Here is a 23,932-nt window from a genome sequence, read left to right as displayed (position 1 = left end):
ACAAGTGAGTAAAGGGGAACCTATGATTACGCACATCAATCCCGTTGGCAGCATGGATTTGCTGTCACAGCTTGAGGTGGATCGCCTCAAGCAGACTGCCTCCAGCGATATCTATCAACTGTTTCGCAACTGCTCGCTGGCAGTGCTCAATTCAGGTAGCCATACCGACAGCTCCAAGGAGATCCTGGAGCGCTTCAAATCGTTCGATATTCATGTGATCCGGCGCGAGCGCGGGGTCAAGCTGGAACTGTTCAATGCCCCCGAGCACGCCTTTGTCGATGGCGAGATCATTCGCGGCATTCAGGAGCACCTCTTCTCGGTGCTGCGCGACATTCTCTATGTCTCCAATCAGCTCGAGTCCAACCGCCAGGTCAATCTGACCAACTCCACTCATATCTCCAACGTGGTGTTCGCCATTCTGCGCAACGCCAAGGTGATCCTGCCCGGCGCCGACCCCAACCTGATCGTCTGCTGGGGTGGCCACTCCATCAACGAGATCGAATACCAGTACACCCGCGCCGTGGGCAACGAACTGGGCTTGCGTGAGCTGAACATCTGTACCGGTTGCGGTCCGGGCGCCATGGAGGGCCCGATGAAGGGGGCCGCCGTCGGCCATGCCAAACAGCGGGTGCGCAACGGGCGCTACATCGGCCTCACCGAACCCTCCATTATCGCGGCCGAACCACCCAACCCCATCGTCAACGAGCTGGTGATCCTGCCGGATATCGAGAAACGGCTGGAAGCCTTCGTACGCCTCGGCCACGGCATCATCATCTTCCCGGGTGGGGTCGGCACCGCCGAAGAGCTGCTCTATCTGCTCGGCATCATGATGCATCCGGCCAACGAGCGGCAGCCGATGCCCATCATCCTGACCGGCCCGAAAGAGAGTGCCGACTACTTCCGTGCCATCGACGACTTCATCAAGGCGACCCTCGGTGAACCGGCAACCAAGCTCTACCGGATCATTGTCGGCGATGCACCGGAAGTGGCCCGAGTGATGAAAGAGGCGATGCCGAAAATCCGCGAATACCGCAAATCGGTCGGCGATGCCTACTCTTTCAACTGGTCCCTCAAGATTGAGCCGGAGTTCCAGCTCCCCTTCGAACCGGATCACGCCAGCATGGCCAGTCTGGATCTGCACCGCAACCAGCCGCCCCAGTTGCTGGCCGCCAACCTGCGTCGTGCTTTCTCCGGCATCGTCGCCGGCAACGTCAAGGAAGGGGGCATTCGCGCCATCGAGAAGAAGGGCCCCTTCAAGCTGCACGGCGACAAGGAGCTGATGCACCTGATGGACAAACTGCTGGAGAGCTTCGTCAAGCAGCAGCGGATGAAGCTGCCGGGCAGCCAGTATGTGCCCTGCTACGAAATCGTCCGCTAGGATACAGATACATCATCGACAGAGGGGCGCAGCGGCGCCCCTCTTTATTAGCGCTATGCCTTCCCAACCGCCATCAATCCCCCATAAGGCGAGCGGTTTGTTACAATGGGGCGTCCCGACCGCCAAGAGTGCCCCATGTCAACTATCCGGCCACACCTGCTCATCATCGATGCCCTCAACCTCATTCGCCGTCTGCACGCGGTACAGGCCCAGCAGGCACTGACCCCTGCCCAGGCGCTGGTTGCAACCCGCGCCAACCTTATCAATACCTGCCGCAAGCTGCTGGCCAATAGCGAGCCGACCCATGTCATTGCCGTGTTTGATGGCGAGGTGCATAGCTGGCGCAAAGAGGTCTATCCGGCCTACAAGGAGGGGCGAACTCCCATGCCCCCCGAACTGCGTGAAGGGCTGGCGACCCTGCAGGATGCCTTCTGGGAGTGCGGGGTCGATGCCCTGCTCTCCGAGACCGATGAAGCGGATGATCTCATCGCCACCCTCGCCAGCGGCATCGCCAACCATGGCCATCAGGCGACCATCATCTCCACCGACAAGGGGTTCTGCCAACTGATCTGCCAGCAGATCCGGGTGCGCGACTACTTCAACAAGCGCTGGCTGGATGCGGCCTTCGTCCAGCAGCAATATGGGGTAGCCCCTGCTCAGCTGGTCGACTTCTGGGCCCTGACCGGTATCAGCGGTTCCAATATCAAGGGGGTTCCGGGGATTGGCCCCAAGACCGCCACCCAGCTGTTACAGCAATATGGCAATCTGGCAGCCATGCTCGAGGCCTGCCAGCAAGAGGACGCCGCCAAGCCACTGATCAAGCTGCGCCAACATCAGGATGAGGCCCTGCTGACCCAGCGGCTGGTGCGCTTGCAGCGGGATATTCCGCTGGGATTCAACCTGCGGGACATCCGCTACCCGCCCCAGCCGGACTAAAATGCCGAACAAAAATGCAGACAAGGGCGTGAACCATGACGAGACTCACCCTTGCTGTTGATAAAAGTGAGTAGAATGTAAAGGAATGTGGTTGGTTTGCTGAGTAAATGCTATAAAGCAGCCCCATCCTCCCCTATACCCTGGAAGTGGAACCCTCTCATGTCCAAAAGAAAAATTACCGTGATCCCCGGCGACGGCATCGGCCCCAGCATCATTGAATCAGCCATCCAGATCCTGACCCATGCGGGCTGTGACTTTGAGTACGAATACGCTGATGCGGGTCTGGTTGCCCTCGAGAAGCATGGCGAGCTGCTACCCCAGGCTACCCTGGATCTGATTGAGAAGAACAAGGTGAGCCTGAAAGGGCCATTGACCACACCGGTCGGCGGCGGTTTTACCTCCATCAACGTCTCCCTGCGCAAGAAGTTCAACCTCTACGCCAACGTGCGCCCGGTCATCTCCTTCAAGGGCACCAGAAGCCGTTACGACAACATCGACATCATCACGGTGCGTGAAAACACCGAAGGGATGTACTCGGGTGCAGGTCAGAAGCGCAGCGATGACAACAAGAGTGCCGAGGCGATGAGCATCATCACCCGCGAAGGGGCCGAGCGCATCGTCAAGTTTGCCTTCGAGCTGGCTCGTCAGGAAGGGCGCAAGAAGGTCACCATCATCCACAAGGCGAACATCCTCAAGTCGACCTCCGGCCTGTTCCTCGAAGTGGCACGTGAAATCGCCAGCCACTACCCGGATATCCAGAGCGAAGAGATGATCGTCGATGCCGCCTGCATGAATCTGGTGATGTACCCGGAGCGTTTCGATGTCATGGTCACCACCAACCTGTTCGGCGACATCCTCTCGGATCTTTGCGCCGGTCTGGTTGGCGGCCTTGGCATGGCGCCCGGCGCCAACATCGGCGATGGCGCGGCCATCTTCGAAGCGGTCCACGGCTCTGCCCCCGACATCGCAGGCAAGAACATTGCCAATCCGACCTCGGTGATCCTTGCCTCCATTCAGATGCTGGAGTACCTCGGCATGCAGGATAAAGCAGAGCGGATCCGCGAGGCAGTACGAGCCACCATCGAATCCGGTGATCGGGTCACTCGCGATCTGGGCGGCGCGGCTTCCACCAGCGAATTCACCCAGGCCATCATCGATCGTCTGTGAGTTAATTCATTGATTTTAAAAGGGAGCTTCGGCTCCCTTTTTTATGTTTCCGAATCCTTTGCCACTCCCTAAACAGCAACTATGTTCAATAGAGAAGAAGAACAGGGAGTGTTTTTCATGAAGGGATACGGGTGCTATCTGGTGTCGGGCCTGATGCTAGTGTGTGGTACTGCCAGTGCTTTCGAGCAGGATCAACAGACCCAAACCGCCAAACTGCCACAGCAGGAAAAACGGACTGCCACCGAGGTATGGCGCTCGAGCCTGAATACCAACGACCTGCTCAAGGCACCCAAACCCCTGTCGTTTGGTATTGAAGTCTCCACCGACAACTTTGGCAATCAAAAGATCACCTCCTACCCGCAGCTTAATCTGACCCCGGAAAAGAGCGTCAGTCTGTCGGTCGAACGCTTCAGACCCAAGGTCAAGTTCAAGGCTGGCGGAATGAACACCGCCCTCAGGCTGAGAGGAGACGGGATAAAGATGCAATTCAATCCGGTCGACAAAACCATCCCGCTGCAGATAGAGATCAAGGTGACCGACGACGAATCCTCCCTGCGCCTCGATTACCGTTTCTGATATTTTCCGGCAGCTGAATAGCAAAAGGCCGACAGGTTTCCCTGTCGGCCTTGGTATTTATCGTACGGGCAGAACTGCTACATCACGCCTTGGGCTCGAGTTTGGAGACCCAGTACTTGTTGTAAACATGCACGGTGATCTCTTCTCGATCGTGATAGAGCTGCTTGGCCTGGATCACGAACGCGTTGTCGATCTCCTTGAGCATCTCGCGCAGCACCTCGATATTGTGCACCGACTCGGCATAACGCTTCTTCATCGGCAGCTTGAGGTTGAACATCGCCTCCTGGCAGTCACCCTCACGGAACCAGTCCGCAATCATGTGAACGACCCGCGCCGGTTTATCGACCATGTCGCACACCAGCCAGTAGGTGTTCTTCTTGCTCGGACGCCACACGAAACCGTCATCCCGGATATGCTTGACCTGACCGGTATCCATCAGGGATTGGGCCATCATGCCGTTGTCGACCGCCGTCACCATCATGCCACGGCGCACCAACTGATAGGTCCAGCCACCCGGGCAGGCGCCCAGATCCACCGCCTTCATGCCTGAACAGAGACGCACATCCCACTCTTCCCGCGGCACGAACACGTAAAACGCCTCCTCCAGCTTGAGGCTGGAGCGGCTCGGTGCATCGGCCGGGAAGCGCAGGCGCGGGATCCCCATGTGGAATCCGGAGTTGTTGAACGAGTAGGAGTAACCCAGCAACACGTGATCATTGGCCATGAAGAAGGCGTGGAACACCGGACGGTTCGGCGTCTCCTTCTTGGTCAGGATCTCGTTGCTGCGCAGCGCCTGACGCAGCGGCACGGTGAACTTGCGGCAAAAGGCCGACAGCTCTTTCGCTTCGTTGGTATCCGCGGTTTCGACCCGCAGATCACCGCAAATGGTGTAGTCACTCACCGCCTCAAGGATGGGGGAGATCCTGTCCGCGACATCCAGATCCTTCAGCTCATGGGTGACCACCAGCATCTGGCGGATGAAGATGAGCTCCCGGAACGGCAGCTTGCGAGCCAGCAGGTCCGCCTGCTCCTCGTCATACAGTTCGAAGATCACATAACCGCTGTCGTCCTTGACCCGGGCGAAACCGTAGCACTGCATGTTACCGGCACGCTCGGTGATCTCTGCAGCCGCCTCTTTCTCAAAACCGGGGCGGCAATAAAGCAGCAGATTATTCATTTTTTCCTCCAAGACGACAGCCAGCCCAGATCAGGGCCGCCCATCCCAACATAAAACAGAGGCCACCGGCCGGGGTAATCAACCCCAGCCCCTTGCTGCCAAGCAGCACCATGGCGTAAATACTGCCGGAGAATCCGATGATCCCCAGCACAAAAGCGGTGCCAGCCAGGTGGATCACCCTGCTGCGCACACCACACCAGCCCAGAACCAGCAGGGCCAATGCGTGAAAAAACTGATATTGCACGGCGGTATTGAATGCCGCCAGACGCTCGGGCGTAATGCCGGTCGCCGCCAATCCATGGGCGCCATAAGCCCCCAGCATGGTGGCCGTCAACCCGAAGAGACCGGCCAGTATCAGCCAATGTCGATGGATCTGCATCCTCACTCTCCCTCTCTCATCGAGGCTGGCAATAAAGCCAACCCTCTCGTGCTATCCATGCCGGGCCACAAAATGGCTGATGGCCGCCGCTGCATGCTGCATATTATCCTGCTCACTCACGCCACTGGCTTTACGCGGTTTGAAACCATGATCACCATCGGTCAACCAATGGACCGATACGGCGGGTGAGAAGGGGAAATCGGCCAGTTCGGCGCGACTACCGAAGGTGTCGCGCTCCCCCTGCAACAGCAGGGTTGGCACTGCAATATGCTTGAGTACCTCGCCTCGCCAGCTGTCGGGCTTGGCCGGAGGGTGGAAAGGATACCCGAGAATGAGCAATCCTGCAGCATTCATCTCACCCTCGCCTTCGCTATACAGTTCCGCCACCATCCGCCCGCCCATCGACTTGCCTGCCAGAAACAGCCGTGGATGGGCAAACTCGCGGATCATGTCGCGCCAATGGGCGAGCAGCACAGGCGCCCTGTCAGGCGGGCGGCGCTTGCCATCCTGTGCTCGCTTGGTCATGTAGGGAAAGTTGAAGCGTACCACTTCGATGTCGGGGCCAGCCAGCAGGCGTGACAACTCGGCAAGAAAGACATGATCCATCCCCGCGCCTGCCCCGTGGGCCAGCAAAATGCGAACGGGGGCATCAATTGCCCCCTCGCGGATCACATCAGGCATCGGCGAGCCTTGCCCTGCGACGCGCCTCTTCCTGCTCCACCAGCTCCAGCATCCAGTCGCGGAAGGCAACGATCTTGCCCTGATCCGACTGTTGCTCCTGGCACACCAGATAGAAAGCATTTTTGCTCACCAGCACCTGCTCGAACGGGCAGATAAGGCGGCCGGCCTCAATCTCGGGTTGTGCCAGCACGCTGTGGCCAAGCGCCACCCCCTGGCCGTGGATCGCCGCCTGGATCACCATGGTGGAGTGGCTGAAGATGGGCCCCTGATTGACGTTGGGTGCATCGATGTCGAGCTGGCGGAACCAGGCCTTCCAGTCGCGGCGGGAGGTATCGTGCAGCAGGGTATGAAGAGTCAAATCTTGCGGCGTACGCAGCGGTTTGGGCCCGGTCAGCAGCAAGGGGGAACAGACCGGGATCAGGTATTCCGTATGCAGCTTGTCCGAGCGCAGACCCGGCCAGTTGCCGCGCCCGTAATAGATGGCCACATCCACATCGTCGGTGAGCGACCCTTCGTCGAGATCGACCGCCTTGATCCGCACATCGATGTCGGGATGGCGCTCGCTGAACTTCACCAGCCGCGGCACCAGCCACTGGATGGCAAAACTCGGCTGCAGGCTCACCGTCAGCGCCCCTTTGGCGCTGCGCGCCAGCAGCTTGTCGGTCGCCTCAGAAATGGAGGCAAAGATGTCCTTGATATCCAGGAAATAGCCCTGCCCCTCTTCGGTCAGCAACAAGGAGCGGTTTTTGCGGCGGAACAGCTTGATGCCAAGATACTCCTCCAGCGCCTTGATCTGGTGACTGATGGCAGCCTGAGTCACAAACAACTCTTCTGCTGCGCGGGTAAAGCTTAAGTGACGAGCCGCAGCTTCAAAGGCCTTGAGGGCATTGAGCGGGGGTAAACGACGAGACATGACACCAGCCGACGATGAGTTTTTCTAATGGGGCGCATTATAATTTGTCGGTTGCGGGTCGACCAGTGAATAAACATAATTCGCCCAGCAATCAGTCGTCATATGGCTCACATTTTCTACTACGTGTTGGTTTACATGTGTTTTTAGTGAGTCTTTCGACTGCGATTGTGGTGTTGTGTTTCTTCCTCTGCGGGAAGAGGGGCTCAAATCTCACCGGTTTGACCCAGTCTGTCATCTGAATGTGTTTGGCGCCTCCAGCTGGATGGCGCCTTTTTTCATCCCTTCTATACCTTGAACTGCCCCACCAGCTGCTGCTGTTTGTCCGCCAGCGCAGAGAGCTCGCGACCATTTTCGGCGGAGGTCGCCGCCTCGGCCCGAATGGTGTGGCTCACATCGCGAATGTTGCTGACGTTACGGTTGATCTCGTCCGCCACCCGGCTCTGCTCCTGCGCCGCCCGGGCAATCTGCTCGTTCATCTGATGGATGGTGGAGACCGACTGGATAATCTGCTCCAGCACCTGTACCGAGAGATCTACCTTGGCAAGCGTCTCGTCAGCCTGACCATGACCATCGCGGATCGCCTTGACCACGGCGCCGGTACCGGATTGCAGTTGGCTGATCAGGGTCTGGATCTCGACGATGGCATTCTGGGTGCGACCCGCCAGATTGCGCACCTCATCGGCCACCACGGCAAAGCCACGGCCCTGCTCACCGGCCCGCGCCGCTTCAATAGCTGCATTCAGCGCCAGCAAGTTGGTCTGCTCGGCAATCCCCTGGATCACGATGAGGATGTCATTGATGTTGTCGCTGTTGGCGGAGAGCCGTTCCACCACCGGCTGGGCATCGTTGATGATGGTCATCAGCTTGCGCATCGCCTCCTGGGTGTCGGCAACGACATATTTTCCCTCTTGCGCCGCAGCATCAGTGGTGTTGGCAGCCGCCACCGCCGAGCCGGCATTACCGGAGACCTGCAACGCCGTGGCGCTCAGCTCTTCAAATGCCGTCGCCACCAGATCGATCTCCTGATACTGGGCCTGCATGCCACTGCTGGTGCGCTCGGCCACTTGCGCGGCTCGCTCGGCACTGTTGCGCGTACCGGAGACGGTATCAATCACCTGACTGATGGTGGATTGCAACTTGTTGAGGAAGCCGTTGAACCACTTGGCCAGCTCGCCGATCTCGTCTTGCCGCTGGATCTCGATGCGCTGGGTCAAATCCCCCTCGCCGCTGGCGATATCCTTGAGACGGGCAACTACAGCGCGGATGGGCGCCACAATCTGGCGCGCCATCAACCAGATAAAGCTCAGGGCCACCAGCGAGATCAGCACTCCAATCGACAACTGCGAGACCACGCTGCGATTGGCCTCACTGGCCAGCTCATCTTGCAGTTGCTGGGCCGATGCCAGTACTACTGCCCGTGGCAATTCAATGTAGATGCCCCATTTACGGTCGGTGCCACGCATGGATACCGGGACAAAGGTCTGCAACAAGGTGCCATCGCTGCTCCAGCGAGTCAGCTCCTGCCCCTGACTGAGCCAGCCTTTCAGCTCGCTGGCCAGCCCCTGATACTTCTGATCCAGCCCACGCCCCATGGTCACATCGAACTCATCGGCTCCCGCCACGCGCCCCTCGTGACTGACCAGCAAGATTCTGCCCTTGCCGTCATAGAGCTCCTTGTCCATGGTACTGACCAGACTCTGCAAAGTGGCCAGCGAGATATCGACCCCGACCATCCCCAGCAAAGTCTCCTGCTCCAGTAGCGGGACCGTCACCGAGGTCATCAATATCTGTTTATCGCCCACATCGTCCAGATAGGGCTCCAGCAGGCAGAGGGAACGGGTGCGAATACTGCAGCGATACCACTCGTTTTCGATTCCACCAGCCTCGGTCGGGCTCTCATCGGCCAGTACATCCTCATTCTGCACTTCCGGCTCTATCTTGCCGTTGTCATAGGCCCAGTAACTGGAAAAACGCCCCTTGTCGTTGGAACCCAACGCCGTTGAGCCCTGATAGTTGCTGTCTTCCCCATCCAGCTGATCAGGCTCGAACACCGCATAGACACCAAGCAGATTGGTCGATGAGGCAACGGCATCGTGCAGTTGCTGATTGACGGCGCTGCGCAGCGCCTCCGAATGGACAAAGTTCTCGGCCGCATTCTTGCGCTGGAACAACACGCTCTCCGCCAGCAAACTGGCGCGGAAATAGGCTTCATCGAGATAGCTGGTCACCTTGGCCGCCTGCTCCGAGCCCATCGCCTTCATCCAGTTCTCGGCAGACTGCTGCGCCTCGTGCATGGTGGCTTGCCGCACCTGCTGTTGCATCTTGTTCGCGTTGTAAATCGAAGAGGCAACCAGAGCGGCGGCTGTCACCAACAGACAGCAACCGGCGATCAGGGTAATCCGACCCTGGACAGAAAGAGCGCTCATGCCAATATTCCTACGTCATACAGATATGGATAGATTATCGACTTTATAAACAAAAACTTAACTCTCTCACAGCAAATCCAGCGAGAGTTGATTAACTTCACCCTCTTTTGGCAAACCCACCACCAAGCCCAGCAGGCGAACCGAACGCCCTTGCGCCCGCTGTAGCCCCTCTTTGAGCAGGGGAACGAACAAGGCTGGCTGATAGCCACCCTGACTGCGATAGACGGTGGTCTGGTGGAAGTCGGCAAACTTGAGTTTAATCCCCTGCCCCATCACCTGCTCGGCAGGACACGCCAGCTGAAATCGCCGCTCCAGCTCCGGCAGCAGTTGCTGCAATACCGTCAGGCAGGCGGCTTCGTCACAAACATCGCTCGCCAAGGTGGTCTCCACCCCGATGGTTTTGCGGATCCGGTGCGCCTGCACCGGCTGTTCATCCAGCCCCCAGATCCGGGTCGTCAGCATCTCCCCCAGCTTGCCAAAACGGCAGCACAGCTCTTGTGCAGACAAGGCCCGCGCATCCTCACAGGTGTAAAGCCCCTGCGCCTCCAGCCGCTCGGCAGTCTTGCGCCCCACCCCGGGCAGTTTGCCGAGGGGCAACTGGCAGACAAATTCGGCCACTTCGTCGGGACGAATGACAAACAGACCATCAGGCTTGCGCTGCTCCGAGGCAAGCTTGGCGAGAAACTTGTTGGGAGCCACTCCGGCCGAGGCGGTCAATCCCAGTTCGGTGACGATGGCTTGCCGGATCTCTTGCGCCATCAGGGTGGCGCTACCGCCACAACAGCGACTGTGGGTCACGTCGAGGTAAGCCTCATCCAGCGACAGTGGTTCAACCTGATCGGTATAGCGGAGGAAAATGGACCTGAGCTGACGGGAGATATCCTTGTACACCGCCATTCGCCCAGGGATCAGTACCAGCGGCGGGCAGAGTTTTTTCGCCAGCGCGCTCGGCATGGCGGAACGCACCCCGAACCGGCGCGCCACATAGTTGCAGGTCGAGATGACGCCGCGCCGCTCGGAGGCCCCACCGATGGCGAGCGGCACCTCCCGCAACGCCGGATTGTCCCGCATCTCCACCGCGGCAAAAAAGCAGTCCATGTCGATATGGATGATCTTGCGCATACCACTGTATAAATAAACAGACATGGCATCATCTTACCCCAAGGATAACCGCAGCTCTATCTCTCTCGTTGCGGCTAAAATAGTAGACTCCAAGGAGACCTTTACTACCACAATGACAAGGAGCGTTCGGGATGAAATATCTTTGGCTGGGACTCTGTTTGCTGCCGTTGACCGGCATCGGCAAGAACAACCCGACGGCAGAGTGCCGCTGGCTGTACGACCGGATTGATATACTGGAACAGGCCATCAAGAAAGGGGACAAGCTCGGCACAGAGCAAGAATTGGCACGCTGGAAAACTGAGTACAACAAAAAACAGTGCTCACAGTACGACTACTGAGCCGGACAAGATGGCGTGACCGACAACGGCAGATAACAAACGGGCCCCGATCAAAACGCTCGGGGCCCGTTTTTCAAAGCATGGCCAGCTTGATTCTGCAGCAGAGTGCGCTCAAGGCAGCACCATAGGGCCAGCAACAGTGGCAGCCACCTCATCCCCACGCAGCACCCGGACCAGTTCAAGCGCAAACTCGATGGCACTGCCCGGCCCCTGACTGGTGATAAGGCGATGAGCCTCATCCCTGACGACCCGCTCACGTGACAGCTGCGATGTCGGTAGTCGGGACTGAAAGCCGGGATGACAGGTGACGATGGCATCACCCAGCAGCGCGTGATGTTGCAAGAGCACCACAGGGGCGGCGCATATGGCAGCGCGCCAGCGGCCAAGAGCGGCCTGCTCTTTGAGCAGATCGATGGCCAGCGGGGTATCGCGGATCACTTCGCTGCCGGGCAGACCACCGGGTACCACGATGGCTTCAAAGTCCCGACGGGTCAGCTCGTCGATATGACAATCGGCCACCAGCTGCACCCCGCGCGATGCCTTCACCTGCCGAGACCCTGCAGGGCAGCAAGAGGCCAGCACCACCTCGATGCTGGCACGCACCAAGGTATCGACAATAGCGACCGTCTCTATCTCTTCCGACCCGGGAGCCACCAGCACCAGTACACTCACGTTCGACTCCTTGCTGCTTGCTCTGCCATGTAAAAGATCAGACGGCCTGGCTCTTCTCTTTAATCGCCTGATAGAGACCCTGATTGACCGGTACGGCAATGCCATGCCGGGCAGCCTTGGCCAACAGGAAGCCGGTAATGGCCTCAATCTCGGTCTCGCGTCCCAGCTCCATATCCTGATGCATGGAGGAGTAATTGTCAGCGGTCAGTTCCACCACTGTCATCACCCGGCGTTGCAACTCCTCTGCCGTGGTTGCAATCCCTTCGGCACACATCACATCCGCCACTTCCACGCAGATCTGCTGCAGGGCATCGGCAAAACGGGGGCCAGCCAGCTCGCCATTTTTCAGCTTGTAGAGGGCCGTCAGGGGATTGATGGCACAGTTGATGGCCAGCTTTTGCCACTGGCGCGTCAATACCTGCTCATCCCAGCCAGCCTGCCCCAGTGCCAGCGCCAGCTCATCCGCGAGCGCGGCATGGGCCTTGGCGGCGTCGTTGATCGGGCCAAGCCAGGTTTCACCCTTGCCAGTATGACGGAAGACAAAATGGCCGCACTGCATGGCGCCATGGCTGGTGACACCGGCAATCACCGGATTGTGCGGGAACATCTCGACCACCTGCTCGGCAATGCCCATCCCGTTGTGCAGCAGCACGATCGGCACGCCAGCATCCAGATTGCCCACCAGCGGTGTCAGTGCGGCAATCACCTGACTGGCCTTGGTCATCACCAGCAGACGCTGGATCTTGCCGGGTTTGCTGACAAACCCGCGCTCGATATTGAGCAGCTGGACATGCCCCTCCAGCGAGGTGAAATCGATCCCCGGATGGAGCGTGGACTTATGATGTTCGCGCAACAAGACACGGGTTGATTGACCACTCTGGGTCAGCAGGGAGGCAAAAACGCCGCCGAGGGCGCCACAACCCAACAGTGACCACTTTGGAGCAACGGGTGGAATAACGGGCTGTCGGGAATTTTTTAATCCGCTTGGCATGGTGTGACTCTGTCAGGGTAAGGGTTGCAATCCTCTCAACCTGTTACCGGGGATAAGTGAAGATGTCGCTGGTGGACACTAACGGGTCCATCCGTCCTGTGCGCAGGGGATTCTAGCAGAGCAACCCCATCAAAATCAGCAAATTTGCCCGTTTTCTGGTAGATTTGCCCCCCGATAACGCAACATGAGGAGCTCCGGCTATGCCGTCATTCGATATTGTCTCTGAAGTCAAAATGAACGAGGTGTTGAACGCTGTCGACAACGCCAATCGTGAACTGGCCACCCGTTTCGATTTTCGTGGGGTAGAAGCCAGCTTCGAGTTGAACAAGGAAGAGGTAAAACTGGAAGCCGATGCCGATTTCCAGCTCAAGCAGATGGTCGAAATCCTGCGCGGCGCCCTGCTCAAGCGCAACATCGAAAACAGCTCCATGGAAGTGGGTGACTCGGTTCACTCCGGCAAGCGTTTCCACCTGACCGTCAAATTCAAGCAGGGGATCGAGAAAGAGATCGCCAAGAAGCTGGTCAAGCTGATCAAGGACTCCAAGATCAAGGTACAGGTCGCCATCCAGGGTGATGAAGTACGTGTCACCGGCAAGAAGCGTGACGATCTGCAAGAGACCATGGCACTGGTCCGTGGCGCCGAACTGGGTCAACCGATGCAGTTCCAGAACTTCCGCGACTGATTTATCCACTCAGCCGTGGCGCACTTGATGACTCGCGCCACGCTATCTAAATCGCGGCCATAAAAAAACCGGAGCAGATGCTCCGGTTTTTTGTACCCCAAGTTTTATTAGAACTTGTAGGTAACAGAGAAGTAGTGGCCGAAACCGGTAGACTTGAACGCGTCAGAGTTGTCGATACCGTAGATTTCGTTGAAGTACTTCAGACCGTAGCCAACGGCATAACGGTCGGAATGCCAGTAGATACCGTGGAAGGTTCCCAGACCATCAGAATGACTGGTTTCTTTCATGCCCCAGGTGTAATCCAGATAACCTTGGTAAGAGACGAAGCTGCCATTGGAGAAGGTATAGAAAGGTTTGAACCAGTTCATGGAGAACTGTTGGCCGTTCCAGCCTTCGCCTTGACCACTGAAGGTTTCGTTAGCATGACGCTTGTACAGGTTCATACCAACTTTGCCGAACCACGGCACCATAACGTCAGCACCCAGACCTACAAATGCATCATTCAGGCCTTGTACACCACCGATGTTAAACAGGGTGGCAACGTAAACTTCTTGCACCGGACCAAAAGAGAGGTCTTGGCCAGTCAATGCATCCAGAGATACACGCGGAGCAAACTTCATGAAGAGGTTTTCTTGCTTGTGCTTGTCGCTGTGCTTGGAGTCAAAAATATCGAAGTAATCGACGTAACCATACAGGTCAAAAATGCCTGAACGACCACCAAACTCCATCTCGAAATAAGTATCGTTGTAACCATCCGGACCATGGGGCTTCTGATCGATGGTGTGCATGATATTGAACTGCATCCACTTGTAGTCATTCTTGTGGATATCACCGCTGTAGTCAGCAGCGAAGGCCGGGGTAGCGGCAGCAGCCAGCAGACCGGCAGCGATCAGAGTCTTGGTAAATTTGGCCATTTTATTGGTCTCTTGTGCGTTAGTTGAGGTTTTCCGTAGCCTGCCCACAAGGAGCGAGAGGGATTCTAATCAAATAAAATTGGGGGTGAAACAACTTCTCGGGAACTTTATCCGGAAGTGTGAATCTAATCACCCCCGATTCTACGCAAACGCTTGCTATTTGTCAGCCGTTGAGAGCAACTCACTCCCTTTTCTGGCGACAAGCACAATCAACAACAACACGGGCAAGCCCAATAAACTGGTTCCGACAAAGAAGGCACTGTAGCCAATCTGCTCCACAACCCGCCCGGAAAAACCGGCCAGCAACTTGGGTAGCAGCAACATTACCGAGCTGAACAGGGCGTACTGAGTGGCCGAAAATGCCACATTGGTCAGGCTGGAGAGATAGGTCACGAAGGCCGCGGTCGCGATACCGGCACTGAGGTTGTCGAGGGAAATGATCAGGGTCAGCAGCTCCAGGTTGTGACCAACCTGATTGAGCAGGGCAAACAACAGGTTGGTGCTGGCGGTGAGCAGCGCCCCCAAGAACAGGATGCGCAGCGTGCCGAAGCGCATCACCAGCACGCCCCCCAGCGCAGCCCCCACCAGCGTCATGATGACGCCAAACACCTTGGTAATGGTCGCAACCTCGGTCTTGCTGAACTGCATATCCACATAGAAGCTGTTGGACATCACCCCCATCACCACATCAGCAACCCGGTAGCAGGCGATCAGAGCCAGGATCAGCAGCGCCGAGCTGCCATAGCGACGAAAGAAGTCGGCGAACGGACACCAGACGGCCTCATAGCCCCAGGCCCCCGCACTCGCCAGCAGCGCAGGCCACCCTTTTTCCAGGAGCTGCGCCTTGCGTTCAGCCTGTTGTTTGCCCTGCTCGGCCAGATCGATATCCGGCTCGTGGCAAAACAGCGTGGTGATAACCCCGAGTGACATCAGACCCGCCATCACCAGATAGGTAATCTGCCAGCCACGATAGTCATAGCCACTATTGCTGCCAAACCATGCTGCCAGCGCCAGCGCACCGGCGCCCGCCATGATCATTGCCAGTCGGTAACCGGTCATGTAGGAGGCAGCCATCGCCGCCTGCAGCCGCTCGGGGGCGGATTCGATGCGATAGGCATCGATAACGATATCCTGCGTGGCCGAGGCAAAGGCCACCAGCAGGGCAAACATCGCCAGCTGGGCCAGCTCGGTCTTGGGATCACAGAACGCCATGCCGACCAGCGCGGCGGCAATCAGCAGCTGGGAGAAGAACATCCAGCTACGGCGACGCCCCAGCAGCGCGGAGAGCAACGGCAGCGGCATGCGATCCACCAGCGGCGACCACAGCCATTTAAAGCCATAGGCGAGCGCCACCCAGCTCATATAGCCGATATCGGTCAGGCTGACATCGGCCTCGCGCAACCAGAATGAGAGGGTACCGAACACCAGTAGCAACGGCAGACCCGATGAAAAACCCATGGCAAAGAGAATAAACACCCGAAATTCGAGATAGACGGCGAGGGACTCTCTCCAGCTTGGTTTGCGGATCATGTTCAACTACCTGACGACTTTGGAAAAGTGCGTCATTTTGGCAGGTTGATGGCAGATAGCCAAGGCGAGCAAAGAGATAGGCAAAAGAAGCCCGGATAGAGAAAAGGCTCATCCCGAATGGGATGAGCCTTTTATTGTGGCCTGACGAGGGCGAGGTGACGAACCGCGTCCGGCGAGAGTTACTTGCCCGCTTTCTTGTCGACTTTCTTGTCTGCCGGAGTTTCTGCCAGCAAGACCACCTTCTTCAGAATGATGGGACTGGTCGGCACATCGTTGGCACGCAAAATGGGGCTGTAACCGGTCTGTACCTGAGCCAGCTTGTCCAGCACCTCCATCCCCTGCACCACCTGACCGAACACGGTATAACCCGCAGAGCCACCGGCGTTGAGGTTATTGTTGTCGACCAGATTGAAGTAGAACTGGCGAGTAGCGCTGTCAACTGCCTGAGTACGGGCCATGGCGATGGAGCCACGCTTGTTGGGCAGACCGCCGCGCGACTCGTTGACCACAGGCTCATAAGTCGGCAATTGCTGGAACTGCTGGTTGTAGCCCCCACCCTGCACCACGAAATCCTGGATCACCCGGTGGAAGATGCTGCCGTCATAGCTGCCATCAGCCACGTAGCGCAGGAAGTTCTTTACCGTCTGGGGCGCCTGCTTGGACGCCAGTTCCACCACGATATTGCCGTGGTTGGTCTCCATTCTGACTTTCGGGCCTGCGAACGCCAGCGGGGCGATCAGCATGGCCAGCAACCAGAGTTTTTTCATCATCAGACCCCTGCACCGTTCGGTTGACCTTTCAGGTAACCGCGCAGCGCGTCATCCGCCATGATCTGCTGCAGCACGCTACCCAGTTGCAGGTTCAGTGTAGACTCCAGGTCGGCCATGCTTGGCTCGCTCGGGCTCTCCTTGCTGGAGGACATGTTGAACTGCTTGGTCAGACGGTTGCCCTGAAAATCGGCGATCACCTGCAGGCTGACGCGGGATTTGGTGACATAGGTAAAGGTCTTCTCTTCCACATTGACTGCGGCGTTGGAAATCACCAGCGTCAGGTTGGTGGTGCCACTGTTGCCCACTTCCAGACCCTGGCTGCGCAGACCTTCGGCCAGCCGCTCGGCCATCAGCAGGTTGAGCGGACGCTCGCTGTTGACCAGCACGGGCGCTTTCTCTTTATGTTTGATGGAGAAGACGTAGGCAGCCTCACGCTTGTCTACCCCTTCCATGGTGATGCGATTGCCAGAGTAGTATTGCTGGTTGGCGGGGATCACCTGCGGATTGAGCAGCGCTGTCTCCGGCCAATGAGTTGCACACCCGCCCAGCATCAGGGCGGCCAGCAGCAAGAGTGACTTTTTCATCATGGTTTCCTTTGGCTTTAGCGTTTGATGGCTTTCAAAATAACGAATTTGCTGTTCGACGCAACGACTTGTGCGTTGGCAAACAAGCGCTTGAGTTTGTTGTGATAGTCCAGATGACGGTTGCCTACTATCCAGAGTTCACCCCCTTGAGGCAACACCCGGTGCGCATCGCTGAACATCTGCCAGGCGATATGATCGGTGATCGCCTGCAGCTGATGGAAAGGAGGGTTGCAGAGGATCCGATCCGCCGAGCCGACCGCCACCCCGTCGAGACAGTTATTGACCATAAAACGGGCGCGCGGCAGTGCATCGGGCAGATTGTGCTCGACGTTGAGCTGTGCCGAGGCAACTGCCATATAGGATTCATCGATAAAGGTCACCTCCACCTCGCTGTCTTTGGCGAGCAGCGACAGACCCAGCACCCCGTTGCCACAGCCCAGATCGATCACCTTGCGGGCACTGTGGATGGGCAGGTTGTCCAGCATAAAACGGGCACCGATATCGAGACTGGTGCGCGAGAAGACGTTGGCATGGTTGTGGATGAGCATGCCACTCCCCTCCAGCGGCCAGACAGTCGGGAAGGGGTTGGCCAGCGCGGGACGTTCTGCCTGCGGCTCGCAGTGAATGAGGCGCGCCTTTTTCCAGGCCAGCGAGGTACGGGTAGGCCCCAAATACTTCTCAAACAACTTGAGGGTGGAGGTATGAATATCCTTCGCCTTGCCGGCAGCGATAACGCGGGTTGCCGGTGTCACCACCGCACGCAATGCCAGCAGTTGCTGCTCCAGCAGTGCCTGATATTTGGAGACCTTGATCACCACCAGCGCAGGGGCATCGGGCAGCGGCGCCAGCGCATCCTGCAAGCGGATCCCGCCTGCATCCAGTCCGTTTTCGGCCAGATTGGCCAGGGTCGCCCGCTCACTGATGTAGGAGTCGGTGACGCAGCAAGGGGAGTGCGTATGTAAATAGGCGGCCAGCGCGCCAAAGCCATCATTCATGACGATGACGGGGCCCGCCTGCTCGAGGGGGGACTCCGCCAAGGTGTTGATCAGATATTCGTCAGCCGCATCCCAGGCTTGCAGGGTCTCCTGACTCTGGCGCGGATAGCGGTAGAGCGTGAGCTGGCAATGGGGAGTGTCGAGAAGGGTTTGCATAGGAAGAGTCCAACCTCGGCTTGATTCGTGTATACAGGCGCCAGGGGCGACGCAAAGTGGCGCTATTCTAGCGAGGAGCAGGAATTTCACCAGTTCGATGCGCATCAAGGGGGAAACTGACGGGTGATTTCCCTCTTACGGGGGCTTATTCCATCCCGCGACTGCCGATAGAATGGCCCGACATTCACCCTGGAAGCCGATCCGATGACCATCCAACAACTGATTGAAGCCAAACTGAGCGCCGCCCTCTCCCCCACCGTGCTGGAGGTGATCAACGAGAGCCACATGCACCGTGTGGAACCGGGATCTGAAAGCCACTTCAAGGTGGTGATCGTCAGCGAGCAATTTGCAGGGCAGCGGCTGCTGGCCCGTCATCGTCAGGTCAATTCGGTGCTGGCCGATGAGCTGGCCGGTGCCGTTCATGCACTGGCGCTGCATACCTACACAGAGAGCGAGTGGCAGGAAAAAGGCCACGCCCCGCGCACCCCGAGCTGCGTTGGCAAACCGTCACTCTCCTGAAAGCGGTTGTACCACAGGATTCTCCTCGATAACCTGCCAACAAAAATTAAACATATTTCCCCCATTGGCCCCGAAAAGGCTACATCCAAGGGGGTATATTTCGGCATCAAGGCTTTTTGCTGATAGTGGAGACAACGGCAAATACCCCCATCGAGGTATCGAAATAAAAAAACCTTTAAAACCACTACTTACAAGGTGTCGGGGGCTTATTCATTGCAGGTTAATTTTGTGATGGCACGGGGATTTTGCCCATTTGGCATGGCAGAAAATGCACCTTAAGTGGTAAACTCAAGCGCTTTTGAGTGAGCCTGCATGTTGAATAATTGTTGAGCCTGCCCACCTGGCGCAACCACAACATCGACTCATTCAACCACCCGTCGTGATGTATTTCTCGGCGCTAACCAACCTCTCCCGTAACGGTAGTGCAAGTAAGTATGATTACAATCAAAAGAGGACTGGACATCCCCGTGCTGGGTGCGCCAGAGCAAGTAATCTACGATGGCCCCGCCATCACCCGTGTTGCGACACTGGGCGAGGAGTTTGTGGGGATGCGACCTACTATGTTCGTCAAAGTAGGTGATCGCGTCATCAAAGGTCAGGATCTTTTTGAAGACAAGAAGAATCCGGGCGTTAAATTCACAGCTCCTGCCACCGGTGTGGTTTCAGAGATCAACCGTGGTGCCAAACGTGTTCTCCAGTCTGTGGTCATCGACCTCGACGGTTCCGATGAACAGGTGACGTTTGAGCACTTTGCCTCTGCCGAGCTGGCCAAGCTCGAGCGCAGCAAGGTGCAAGAGATCCTGGTCGCATCAGGTCAGTGGACTGCGTTGCGTACCCGTCCGTTCAGCAAAGTCCCTGCGGTAGCGTCTGCCCCGCGCGCCATCTTTGTGACTGCAATGGACACCAACCCGCTGGCAGCCGATGCCGAGCTGATTATCAAGGAACAGCCGCAGGCCTTCCTCGATGGTCTGGCCGTATTGACCCGCCTGACCGACGGCGCCGTCTACGTCTGTAAAGGCGAAGGCAGTCTGCCCCACTCTCCGCTGGCTCAGGTCAAGGAAGAGATCTTCGTTGGTCCGCACCCTGCCGGTCTGCCGGGTACCCATATCCACTTCCTGGATCCGGTCAGCAGCACCAAGGTGCAGTGGCACATCAACTATCAGGATGTGATCGCATTCGGCAAGCTGTTCACCACCGGTCAGATCTTCACTGACAAGGTGATCGCCCTTGCCGGCCCGAACGTGCTCAAGCCGCGTCTGCTGCGTACCCGTCTGGGCGCCTGCATCAGCCAGCTCACCAATAATGAGCTGCGTGCCGACGAAAACCGTATCATCTCCGGTTCTATCCTGAGTGGTGCCAAAGCCGAAGGTGTTCACGACTACCTGGGCCGCTACCACAATCAGGTTTGCGTGCTGGGTGAAGGTCGCGAGAAAGAGTTCCTGGGCTGGATCAACCCCAGCGCCAACAAGTTCTCTATCACCCGTACCACCCTCTCTCATCTGATGAAGGGCAAGCTGATCAACTTCACCACCACTACCAACGGTAGTGACCGTTCCATGGTGCCTATCGGCAACTATGAGCGGGTGATGCCACTCGACATCCTGCCAACCCTGCTGCTGCGGGACATGGTCTCCGGCGATACCGATGGTGCGCAAGCACTGGGCTGCCTGGAGCTGGATGAGGAAGATTTGGCGCTCTGTACCTTTGTCTGCCCCGGCAAGACAGAGTACGGCCCGATCTTGCGTGAGTGCCTGACCAAGATTGAACTGGAAGGTTAAGCGATGAGTTTCAAGCAACTTCTTGAAAATATGGAACACCACTTCGAACCGGGTGGAAAGTACGCCAAGTACTATGCCCTGTTCGAAGCGGCGTACACCCTGTTCTACACCCCGGGTAGCGTTACCCGCAACGCCTCCCACGTTCGTGATGCGCTCGATCTGAAGCGCATGATGATCATGGTGTGGCTGGCCGTGTTCCCGGCCATGTTCTGGGGCATGTACAACGTTGGTAACCAGGCGATTGCCGCCATTGCCCACATGGGCTCGGCTGCTGGTGCCAGCAGCTGGCAATATGCCCTGGCTACCATGCTGGGCGCCTCCCTCGATCCGGCTGTTGCCGGTATCGGCAGCAAGATGCTGATTGGCGCCACCCACTTCTTCCCAATCTATATCACCGTCTTCTTTGTCGGTGGTTTCTGGGAAGTGCTGTTCGCCATGGTGCGCAAACACGAGATCAACGAAGGCTTCTTCGTAACCTCCATCCTGTTTGCCCTGATCGTGCCGCCCGAGCTGCCCCTGTGGCAAGCTGCACTGGGTATCACCTTCGGTGTGGTGATGGCCAAAGAGGTGTTCGGTGGTACCGGCAAGAACTTCCTGAACCCGGCGCTGGCTGGTCGTGCGTTCCTGTTCTTCGCCTACCCGGGCCAGATCTCCGGTGACGCCGTATGGGTTGCCGTTGACGGCTTCTCCGGCGCGACGGCCCTGAGCCAGTGGGCCCAAGGCGGCCAGATGGCGCTGATCAACGGTGCAACCGGCCAGGCTATCAGCTGGATGGACGCTTTCCTGGGTAACCTGCCGGGTTCCATCGGTGAAGTCTCTACCCTGATGATCCTGCTGGGTGCCGCCATGATCGTCTACATGCGCATCGCCTCCTGGCGCATCATCGCCGGCGTGATGATCGGTATGATCGCCACCTCCCTGCTATTCAACGTCATCGGTTCCGATACCAACCCCATGTTCAACATGCCGTGGCACTGGCATCTGGTACTGGGTGGCTTCGCCTTCGGTATGGCCTTCATGGCGACCGACCCTGTCTCCGCAGCCTTTACCAACAAAGGCAAGTGGTGGTATGGCGCCCTGATCGGCGTAATGGTCGTGCTGGTTCGCGTGGTCAACCCTGCGTTCCCAGAAGGCATGATGCTGGCCATTCTGTTTGCGAACCTGTTTGCTCCCCTGTTTGACCACTTCGTCGCTCAGGCAAACATCAAGCGGAGGATTGCTCGTGGCGTTTAATAAAGATTCAACCCTCGGCACCGTCAGCGTGGTCACCGGCCTGTGTCTGGCCTGTTCCATCGTGGTATCTGTTGCCGCTGTGGGCCTGCGTTCTACCCAGCAGGAAAACAAGGCGCTGGACAAGCAGAGCAACATTCTCTCCGTAGCCGGTGTGGATGTGAGCGAAGTGGCCAAGCGCGACCTGGCCAAACTGTATGGCGAGAAGATCGAAGCGCGTCTGGTGGATCTGGCGACCGGTGACTTTGTTGACGGCGATGCCGACAACTTCGACACCAAGCAAGCAGCCAAAGATCCGGCCCGCAGCATCCGTCTTGCCGCCGCTGACGACAAGGCCAGCCTGCGTCAGATCTCCAAGCAGATCCCGGTATTCTTCGCCAAGGATGCCGAAGGCAAGATCGACAGCATCATCCTGCCCATCTACGGTCAGGGTCTGTGGTCGACCATGTATGCCTTCGTCGCCGTTGCCGCTGATGGCCAGACCATCAAGGGCATCACCTACTATGACCACGGTGAAACACCGGGTCTGGGTGGCGAGATCGAAAACCCGGCCTGGCAGGCGCTGTTCAAGGACAAGAAACTGTTCGACCAGAATGGCATGCCGGCGCTGCGCGTCATCAAGGGCCATGCTCCGGCGGGCTCCGAGCACGAGATCGATGGTCTCTCCGGTGCCACTCTGACCGGTAACGGCGTACAGCATACCTTCGACTTCTGGATGGGTCCCAAGGGCTTCGGTCCTTTCCTGGCCAAGGTTCGTGCAGGAGAAATCAACAATGGCTGACAAGAGCGAAATGAAGAAGTTGCTGTTGACGCCTGTGCTGGGCAACAACCCCATCGCCTTGCAGGTGCTGGGTGTCTGTTCTGCACTGGCGGTTACCAGCCAGATGAAAACTGCGTTTGTAATGACCCTCGCGGTCATGGCGGTCACCGCCTTCTCAAACCTGTTCATCTCCCTGATCCGCAACCAGATCCCGAACAGCGTCCGGATTATCGTACAGATGGCGATCATCGCCTCACTGGTTATCGTGGTTGACCAGGTGCTCAAGGCGTACGCCTATGACATCTCCAAGCAACTGTCGGTCTTCGTGGGTCTGATCATCACCAACTGTATCGTAATGGGCCGCGCTGAAGCGTACGCCATGAAGAGTGCCCCGCTGCCCTCCTTCCTGGATGGTATCGGCAACGGTCTGGGCTATGGTGCCATTCTGCTGAGTGTCGCGACCGTGCGTGAACTGCTGGGCTCCGGCACCTGGTTCGGCATCGAGCTGCTGCCGCTGGTGAACAACGGTGGCTGGTATGTGCCCAACGGCCTACTGCTGCTGCCGCCGAGTGCATTCTTCATCATTGGTCTGATCATTTGGGGCGTTCGCACCAAGGATCCCAAGCAGGTGGAGGCGAAGGATTAAGGTATGGAACACTATCTGAGTCTGTTGATTAAATCGATCTTCATCGAAAACCTGGCACTCTCCTTCTTCCTGGGGATGTGTACCTTCCTGGCGGTGTCCAAGAAGGTCAAGACCTCCATGGGTCTGGGTATTGCCGTTATTGTGGTGCAGACCATCGCGGTTCCTGCCAACAACCTGATCTACAACTACGTGCTTAAAGATGGCGCTCTGGTATCCGGTCTGGATCTGAGCTTCCTGAGCTTCATCACCTTCATCGGTGTGATTGCAGCACTGGTACAGATCCTGGAGATGGCGCTGGACAAGTACTTCCCGGCACTCTACAACGCGCTGGGTATCTTCCTGCCGCTCATCACCGTGAACTGCGCCATCTTCGGTGGCGTCTCCTTCATGGTGCAGCGTGACTACAACTTCATGGAGTCTGTGGTCTACGGTGTGGGTTCAGGGGCAGGCTGGATGCTGGCGATCGTTGCGCTGGCTGGTATCCGCGAGAAGATGAAGTATTCCGATGTTCCGGAAGGCCTGCGCGGTCTGGGCATCACCTTCATCACCGCCGGTCTGATGGCGCTGGGCTTCATGTCCTTCTCTGGTATCTCCCTGTAATCGGCTTTCCT

Annotated in this window: 25 protein-coding genes; 12 read left to right on the top strand and 13 right to left on the bottom strand. The window is 57.6% G+C overall.

All coding sequences use genetic code 11. The features are described from left to right. The first annotated feature begins 22 nt into the window (after window positions 1-22). The 4 genes from ppnN (at window position 23) to AB5Y99_RS11850 (ending at window position 4,057) form a co-directional block, all read left to right on the top strand. A complete protein-coding gene (gene ppnN, locus AB5Y99_RS11865; protein ID WP_323890801.1) occupies window positions 23-1,378 on the top strand; it encodes a nucleotide 5'-monophosphate nucleosidase PpnN in 1,356 nt (451 codons plus the stop codon). Between the two features lie 135 nt (window positions 1,379-1,513). Next, on the top strand, window positions 1,514-2,314 hold the full coding sequence (xni, locus tag AB5Y99_RS11860; RefSeq protein ID WP_368209767.1) for a flap endonuclease Xni: 801 nt from the start codon (window positions 1,514-1,516) through the stop codon (window positions 2,312-2,314). A gap of 159 nt (window positions 2,315-2,473) precedes the next feature. Then, a complete protein-coding gene (locus tag AB5Y99_RS11855; protein WP_219295990.1) occupies window positions 2,474-3,481 on the top strand; it encodes an isocitrate dehydrogenase in 1,008 nt (335 codons plus the stop codon). Window positions 3,482-3,598: 117 nt separating this feature from the next. Continuing rightward, window positions 3,599-4,057 carry a hypothetical protein gene (locus AB5Y99_RS11850; RefSeq protein ID WP_005349721.1) on the top strand — a complete coding sequence of 153 codons (459 nt, stop codon included), beginning with the start codon at window positions 3,599-3,601 and terminating at the stop codon, window positions 4,055-4,057. 82 nt (window positions 4,058-4,139) lie between these two features. On the opposite strand, the gene rlmM is transcribed toward AB5Y99_RS11850, so the two are convergent. The 6 genes from rlmM to dinB form a co-directional block, all read right to left on the bottom strand. Further along, window positions 4,140-5,234: a 23S rRNA (cytidine(2498)-2'-O)-methyltransferase RlmM gene (rlmM, locus tag AB5Y99_RS11845; protein ID WP_005338617.1), complete on the bottom strand. Its 1,095-nt coding sequence runs from the start codon at window positions 5,232-5,234 to the stop codon at window positions 4,140-4,142. Beyond that, complete coding sequence (locus AB5Y99_RS11840; RefSeq protein WP_005358623.1) at window positions 5,227-5,613, bottom strand: DUF423 domain-containing protein; 387 nt, start codon at window positions 5,611-5,613, stop codon at window positions 5,227-5,229. Before AB5Y99_RS11840 ends, rlmM begins: the two co-directional genes overlap by 8 nt. Before the next feature lie 51 nt (window positions 5,614-5,664). After that, complete coding sequence (locus AB5Y99_RS11835) at window positions 5,665-6,294, bottom strand: alpha/beta family hydrolase (RefSeq protein ID WP_368209766.1); 630 nt, start codon at window positions 6,292-6,294, stop codon at window positions 5,665-5,667. Beyond that, complete coding sequence (locus tag AB5Y99_RS11830) at window positions 6,287-7,207, bottom strand: transcriptional regulator GcvA (RefSeq protein WP_005338622.1); 921 nt, start codon at window positions 7,205-7,207, stop codon at window positions 6,287-6,289. Before AB5Y99_RS11830 ends, AB5Y99_RS11835 begins: the two co-directional genes overlap by 8 nt. Before the next feature lie 284 nt (window positions 7,208-7,491). Continuing rightward, window positions 7,492-9,633, bottom strand: coding sequence for a methyl-accepting chemotaxis protein (locus AB5Y99_RS11825; RefSeq protein ID WP_368209765.1), 2,142 nt, complete (start codon window positions 9,631-9,633; stop codon window positions 7,492-7,494). 66 nt (window positions 9,634-9,699) lie between these two features. Next, window positions 9,700-10,755, bottom strand: coding sequence for a DNA polymerase IV (gene dinB, locus AB5Y99_RS11820; protein WP_279497757.1), 1,056 nt, complete (start codon window positions 10,753-10,755; stop codon window positions 9,700-9,702). 131 nt (window positions 10,756-10,886) lie between these two features. Between dinB and AB5Y99_RS11815 the strand changes: the two genes are divergently transcribed. Next, window positions 10,887-11,093 carry a hypothetical protein gene (locus tag AB5Y99_RS11815; protein ID WP_323890793.1) on the top strand — a complete coding sequence of 69 codons (207 nt, stop codon included), beginning with the start codon at window positions 10,887-10,889 and terminating at the stop codon, window positions 11,091-11,093. 111 nt (window positions 11,094-11,204) lie between these two features. Here AB5Y99_RS11815 and AB5Y99_RS11810 read toward each other — a convergent pair whose 3' ends face one another. Next, entirely contained in the window at window positions 11,205-11,765 is a 561-nt protein-coding gene (locus AB5Y99_RS11810; RefSeq protein ID WP_323890791.1) for a DJ-1 family glyoxalase III, read from the bottom strand. A 37-nt stretch (window positions 11,766-11,802) separates the two neighbouring features. Further along, window positions 11,803-12,756 (bottom strand): 2-dehydropantoate 2-reductase, encoded by a 954-nt coding sequence (locus AB5Y99_RS11805; RefSeq protein ID WP_323890789.1) that lies wholly within the window; start codon window positions 12,754-12,756, stop codon window positions 11,803-11,805. 200 nt (window positions 12,757-12,956) lie between these two features. On the opposite strand from AB5Y99_RS11805, the gene AB5Y99_RS11800 reads away from it, so the two are divergent. Beyond that, window positions 12,957-13,439, top strand: coding sequence for a YajQ family cyclic di-GMP-binding protein (locus AB5Y99_RS11800; RefSeq protein WP_005338634.1), 483 nt, complete (start codon window positions 12,957-12,959; stop codon window positions 13,437-13,439). A 107-nt stretch (window positions 13,440-13,546) separates the two neighbouring features. Here AB5Y99_RS11800 and AB5Y99_RS11795 read toward each other — a convergent pair whose 3' ends face one another. The 5 genes from AB5Y99_RS11795 to AB5Y99_RS11775 form a co-directional block, all read right to left on the bottom strand. Further along, window positions 13,547-14,353, bottom strand: a complete 807-nt coding sequence (locus AB5Y99_RS11795) for an outer membrane protein OmpK (protein WP_005349699.1) — start codon at window positions 14,351-14,353, stop codon at window positions 13,547-13,549. A 156-nt stretch (window positions 14,354-14,509) separates the two neighbouring features. Continuing rightward, the gene (locus AB5Y99_RS11790) at window positions 14,510-15,889 is read right to left on the bottom strand and encodes an MFS transporter (RefSeq protein WP_323890787.1); all 1,380 of its coding nucleotides are present in this window, start codon (window positions 15,887-15,889) and stop codon (window positions 14,510-14,512) included. A 173-nt stretch (window positions 15,890-16,062) separates the two neighbouring features. Further along, window positions 16,063-16,650: a peptidylprolyl isomerase gene (locus tag AB5Y99_RS11785; RefSeq protein ID WP_042053243.1), complete on the bottom strand. Its 588-nt coding sequence runs from the start codon at window positions 16,648-16,650 to the stop codon at window positions 16,063-16,065. Between the two features lie 2 nt (window positions 16,651-16,652). After that, window positions 16,653-17,237, bottom strand: coding sequence for a YajG family lipoprotein (locus AB5Y99_RS11780; RefSeq protein WP_005349692.1), 585 nt, complete (start codon window positions 17,235-17,237; stop codon window positions 16,653-16,655). Window positions 17,238-17,254: 17 nt separating this feature from the next. Next, on the bottom strand, window positions 17,255-18,388 hold the full coding sequence (locus AB5Y99_RS11775) for a methyltransferase (RefSeq protein ID WP_323890785.1): 1,134 nt from the start codon (window positions 18,386-18,388) through the stop codon (window positions 17,255-17,257). A gap of 204 nt (window positions 18,389-18,592) precedes the next feature. Between AB5Y99_RS11775 and AB5Y99_RS11770 the strand changes: the two genes are divergently transcribed. The 6 genes from AB5Y99_RS11770 (at window position 18,593) to nqrE (ending at window position 23,921) form a co-directional block, all read left to right on the top strand. Further along, window positions 18,593-18,907: a BolA family transcriptional regulator gene (locus tag AB5Y99_RS11770; RefSeq protein ID WP_181222866.1), complete on the top strand. Its 315-nt coding sequence runs from the start codon at window positions 18,593-18,595 to the stop codon at window positions 18,905-18,907. A gap of 434 nt (window positions 18,908-19,341) precedes the next feature. Continuing rightward, window positions 19,342-20,685, top strand: coding sequence for a Na(+)-translocating NADH-quinone reductase subunit A (locus AB5Y99_RS11765; RefSeq protein ID WP_005349684.1), 1,344 nt, complete (start codon window positions 19,342-19,344; stop codon window positions 20,683-20,685). 3 nt (window positions 20,686-20,688) lie between these two features. Then, complete coding sequence (locus AB5Y99_RS11760; protein WP_005338642.1) at window positions 20,689-21,918, top strand: NADH:ubiquinone reductase (Na(+)-transporting) subunit B; 1,230 nt, start codon at window positions 20,689-20,691, stop codon at window positions 21,916-21,918. Continuing rightward, window positions 21,908-22,696, top strand: a complete 789-nt coding sequence (locus AB5Y99_RS11755; RefSeq protein ID WP_005358609.1) for a Na(+)-translocating NADH-quinone reductase subunit C — start codon at window positions 21,908-21,910, stop codon at window positions 22,694-22,696. Before AB5Y99_RS11760 ends, AB5Y99_RS11755 begins: the two co-directional genes overlap by 11 nt. Further along, on the top strand, window positions 22,689-23,321 hold the full coding sequence (locus AB5Y99_RS11750; RefSeq protein WP_005338644.1) for an NADH:ubiquinone reductase (Na(+)-transporting) subunit D: 633 nt from the start codon (window positions 22,689-22,691) through the stop codon (window positions 23,319-23,321). The genes AB5Y99_RS11755 and AB5Y99_RS11750 overlap by 8 nt, the downstream gene beginning before the upstream one ends. Before the next feature lie 3 nt (window positions 23,322-23,324). Further along, window positions 23,325-23,921, top strand: coding sequence for an NADH:ubiquinone reductase (Na(+)-transporting) subunit E (gene nqrE, locus AB5Y99_RS11745; RefSeq protein WP_005338645.1), 597 nt, complete (start codon window positions 23,325-23,327; stop codon window positions 23,919-23,921). Window positions 23,922-23,932 lie beyond the last annotated feature (11 nt).

This window comes from Aeromonas sp. R4-2 (assembly GCF_040908295.1).
Classification (GTDB): Bacteria; Pseudomonadota; Gammaproteobacteria; order Enterobacterales; family Aeromonadaceae; genus Aeromonas; species Aeromonas veronii.
This window is presented reverse-complemented; position numbering and strand designations above follow the sequence as displayed.

Bases quoted from the DNA above. Each gene is read 5' to 3' on its own strand.
- ppnN (WP_323890801.1), top strand. From the start codon at position 23: ATGATTACGCACATCAATCCCGTTGGCAGCATGGATTTGCTGTCACAG.
- xni (WP_368209767.1), top strand. From the start codon at position 1,514: ATGTCAACTATCCGGCCACACCTGCTCATCATCGATGCCCTCAACCTC.
- AB5Y99_RS11855 (WP_219295990.1), top strand. From the start codon at position 2,474: ATGTCCAAAAGAAAAATTACCGTGATCCCCGGCGACGGCATCGGCCCC.
- AB5Y99_RS11850 (WP_005349721.1), top strand. From the start codon at position 3,599: ATGAAGGGATACGGGTGCTATCTGGTGTCGGGCCTGATGCTAGTGTGT.
- rlmM (WP_005338617.1), bottom strand. From the start codon at position 5,234: ATGAATAATCTGCTGCTTTATTGCCGCCCCGGTTTTGAGAAAGAGGCG.
- AB5Y99_RS11840 (WP_005358623.1), bottom strand. From the start codon at position 5,613: ATGCAGATCCATCGACATTGGCTGATACTGGCCGGTCTCTTCGGGTTG.
- AB5Y99_RS11835 (WP_368209766.1), bottom strand. From the start codon at position 6,294: ATGCCTGATGTGATCCGCGAGGGGGCAATTGATGCCCCCGTTCGCATT.
- AB5Y99_RS11830 (WP_005338622.1), bottom strand. From the start codon at position 7,207: ATGTCTCGTCGTTTACCCCCGCTCAATGCCCTCAAGGCCTTTGAAGCT.
- AB5Y99_RS11825 (WP_368209765.1), bottom strand. From the start codon at position 9,633: ATGAGCGCTCTTTCTGTCCAGGGTCGGATTACCCTGATCGCCGGTTGC.
- dinB (WP_279497757.1), bottom strand. From the start codon at position 10,755: ATGCGCAAGATCATCCATATCGACATGGACTGCTTTTTTGCCGCGGTG.
- AB5Y99_RS11815 (WP_323890793.1), top strand. From the start codon at position 10,887: ATGAAATATCTTTGGCTGGGACTCTGTTTGCTGCCGTTGACCGGCATC.
- AB5Y99_RS11805 (WP_323890789.1), bottom strand. From the start codon at position 12,756: ATGCCAAGCGGATTAAAAAATTCCCGACAGCCCGTTATTCCACCCGTT.
- AB5Y99_RS11800 (WP_005338634.1), top strand. From the start codon at position 12,957: ATGCCGTCATTCGATATTGTCTCTGAAGTCAAAATGAACGAGGTGTTG.
- AB5Y99_RS11795 (WP_005349699.1), bottom strand. From the start codon at position 14,353: ATGGCCAAATTTACCAAGACTCTGATCGCTGCCGGTCTGCTGGCTGCT.
- AB5Y99_RS11785 (WP_042053243.1), bottom strand. From the start codon at position 16,650: ATGAAAAAACTCTGGTTGCTGGCCATGCTGATCGCCCCGCTGGCGTTC.
- AB5Y99_RS11780 (WP_005349692.1), bottom strand. From the start codon at position 17,237: ATGAAAAAGTCACTCTTGCTGCTGGCCGCCCTGATGCTGGGCGGGTGT.
- AB5Y99_RS11775 (WP_323890785.1), bottom strand. From the start codon at position 18,388: ATGCAAACCCTTCTCGACACTCCCCATTGCCAGCTCACGCTCTACCGC.
- AB5Y99_RS11770 (WP_181222866.1), top strand. From the start codon at position 18,593: ATGACCATCCAACAACTGATTGAAGCCAAACTGAGCGCCGCCCTCTCC.
- AB5Y99_RS11765 (WP_005349684.1), top strand. From the start codon at position 19,342: ATGATTACAATCAAAAGAGGACTGGACATCCCCGTGCTGGGTGCGCCA.
- AB5Y99_RS11760 (WP_005338642.1), top strand. From the start codon at position 20,689: ATGAGTTTCAAGCAACTTCTTGAAAATATGGAACACCACTTCGAACCG.
- AB5Y99_RS11750 (WP_005338644.1), top strand. From the start codon at position 22,689: ATGGCTGACAAGAGCGAAATGAAGAAGTTGCTGTTGACGCCTGTGCTG.
- nqrE (WP_005338645.1), top strand. From the start codon at position 23,325: ATGGAACACTATCTGAGTCTGTTGATTAAATCGATCTTCATCGAAAAC.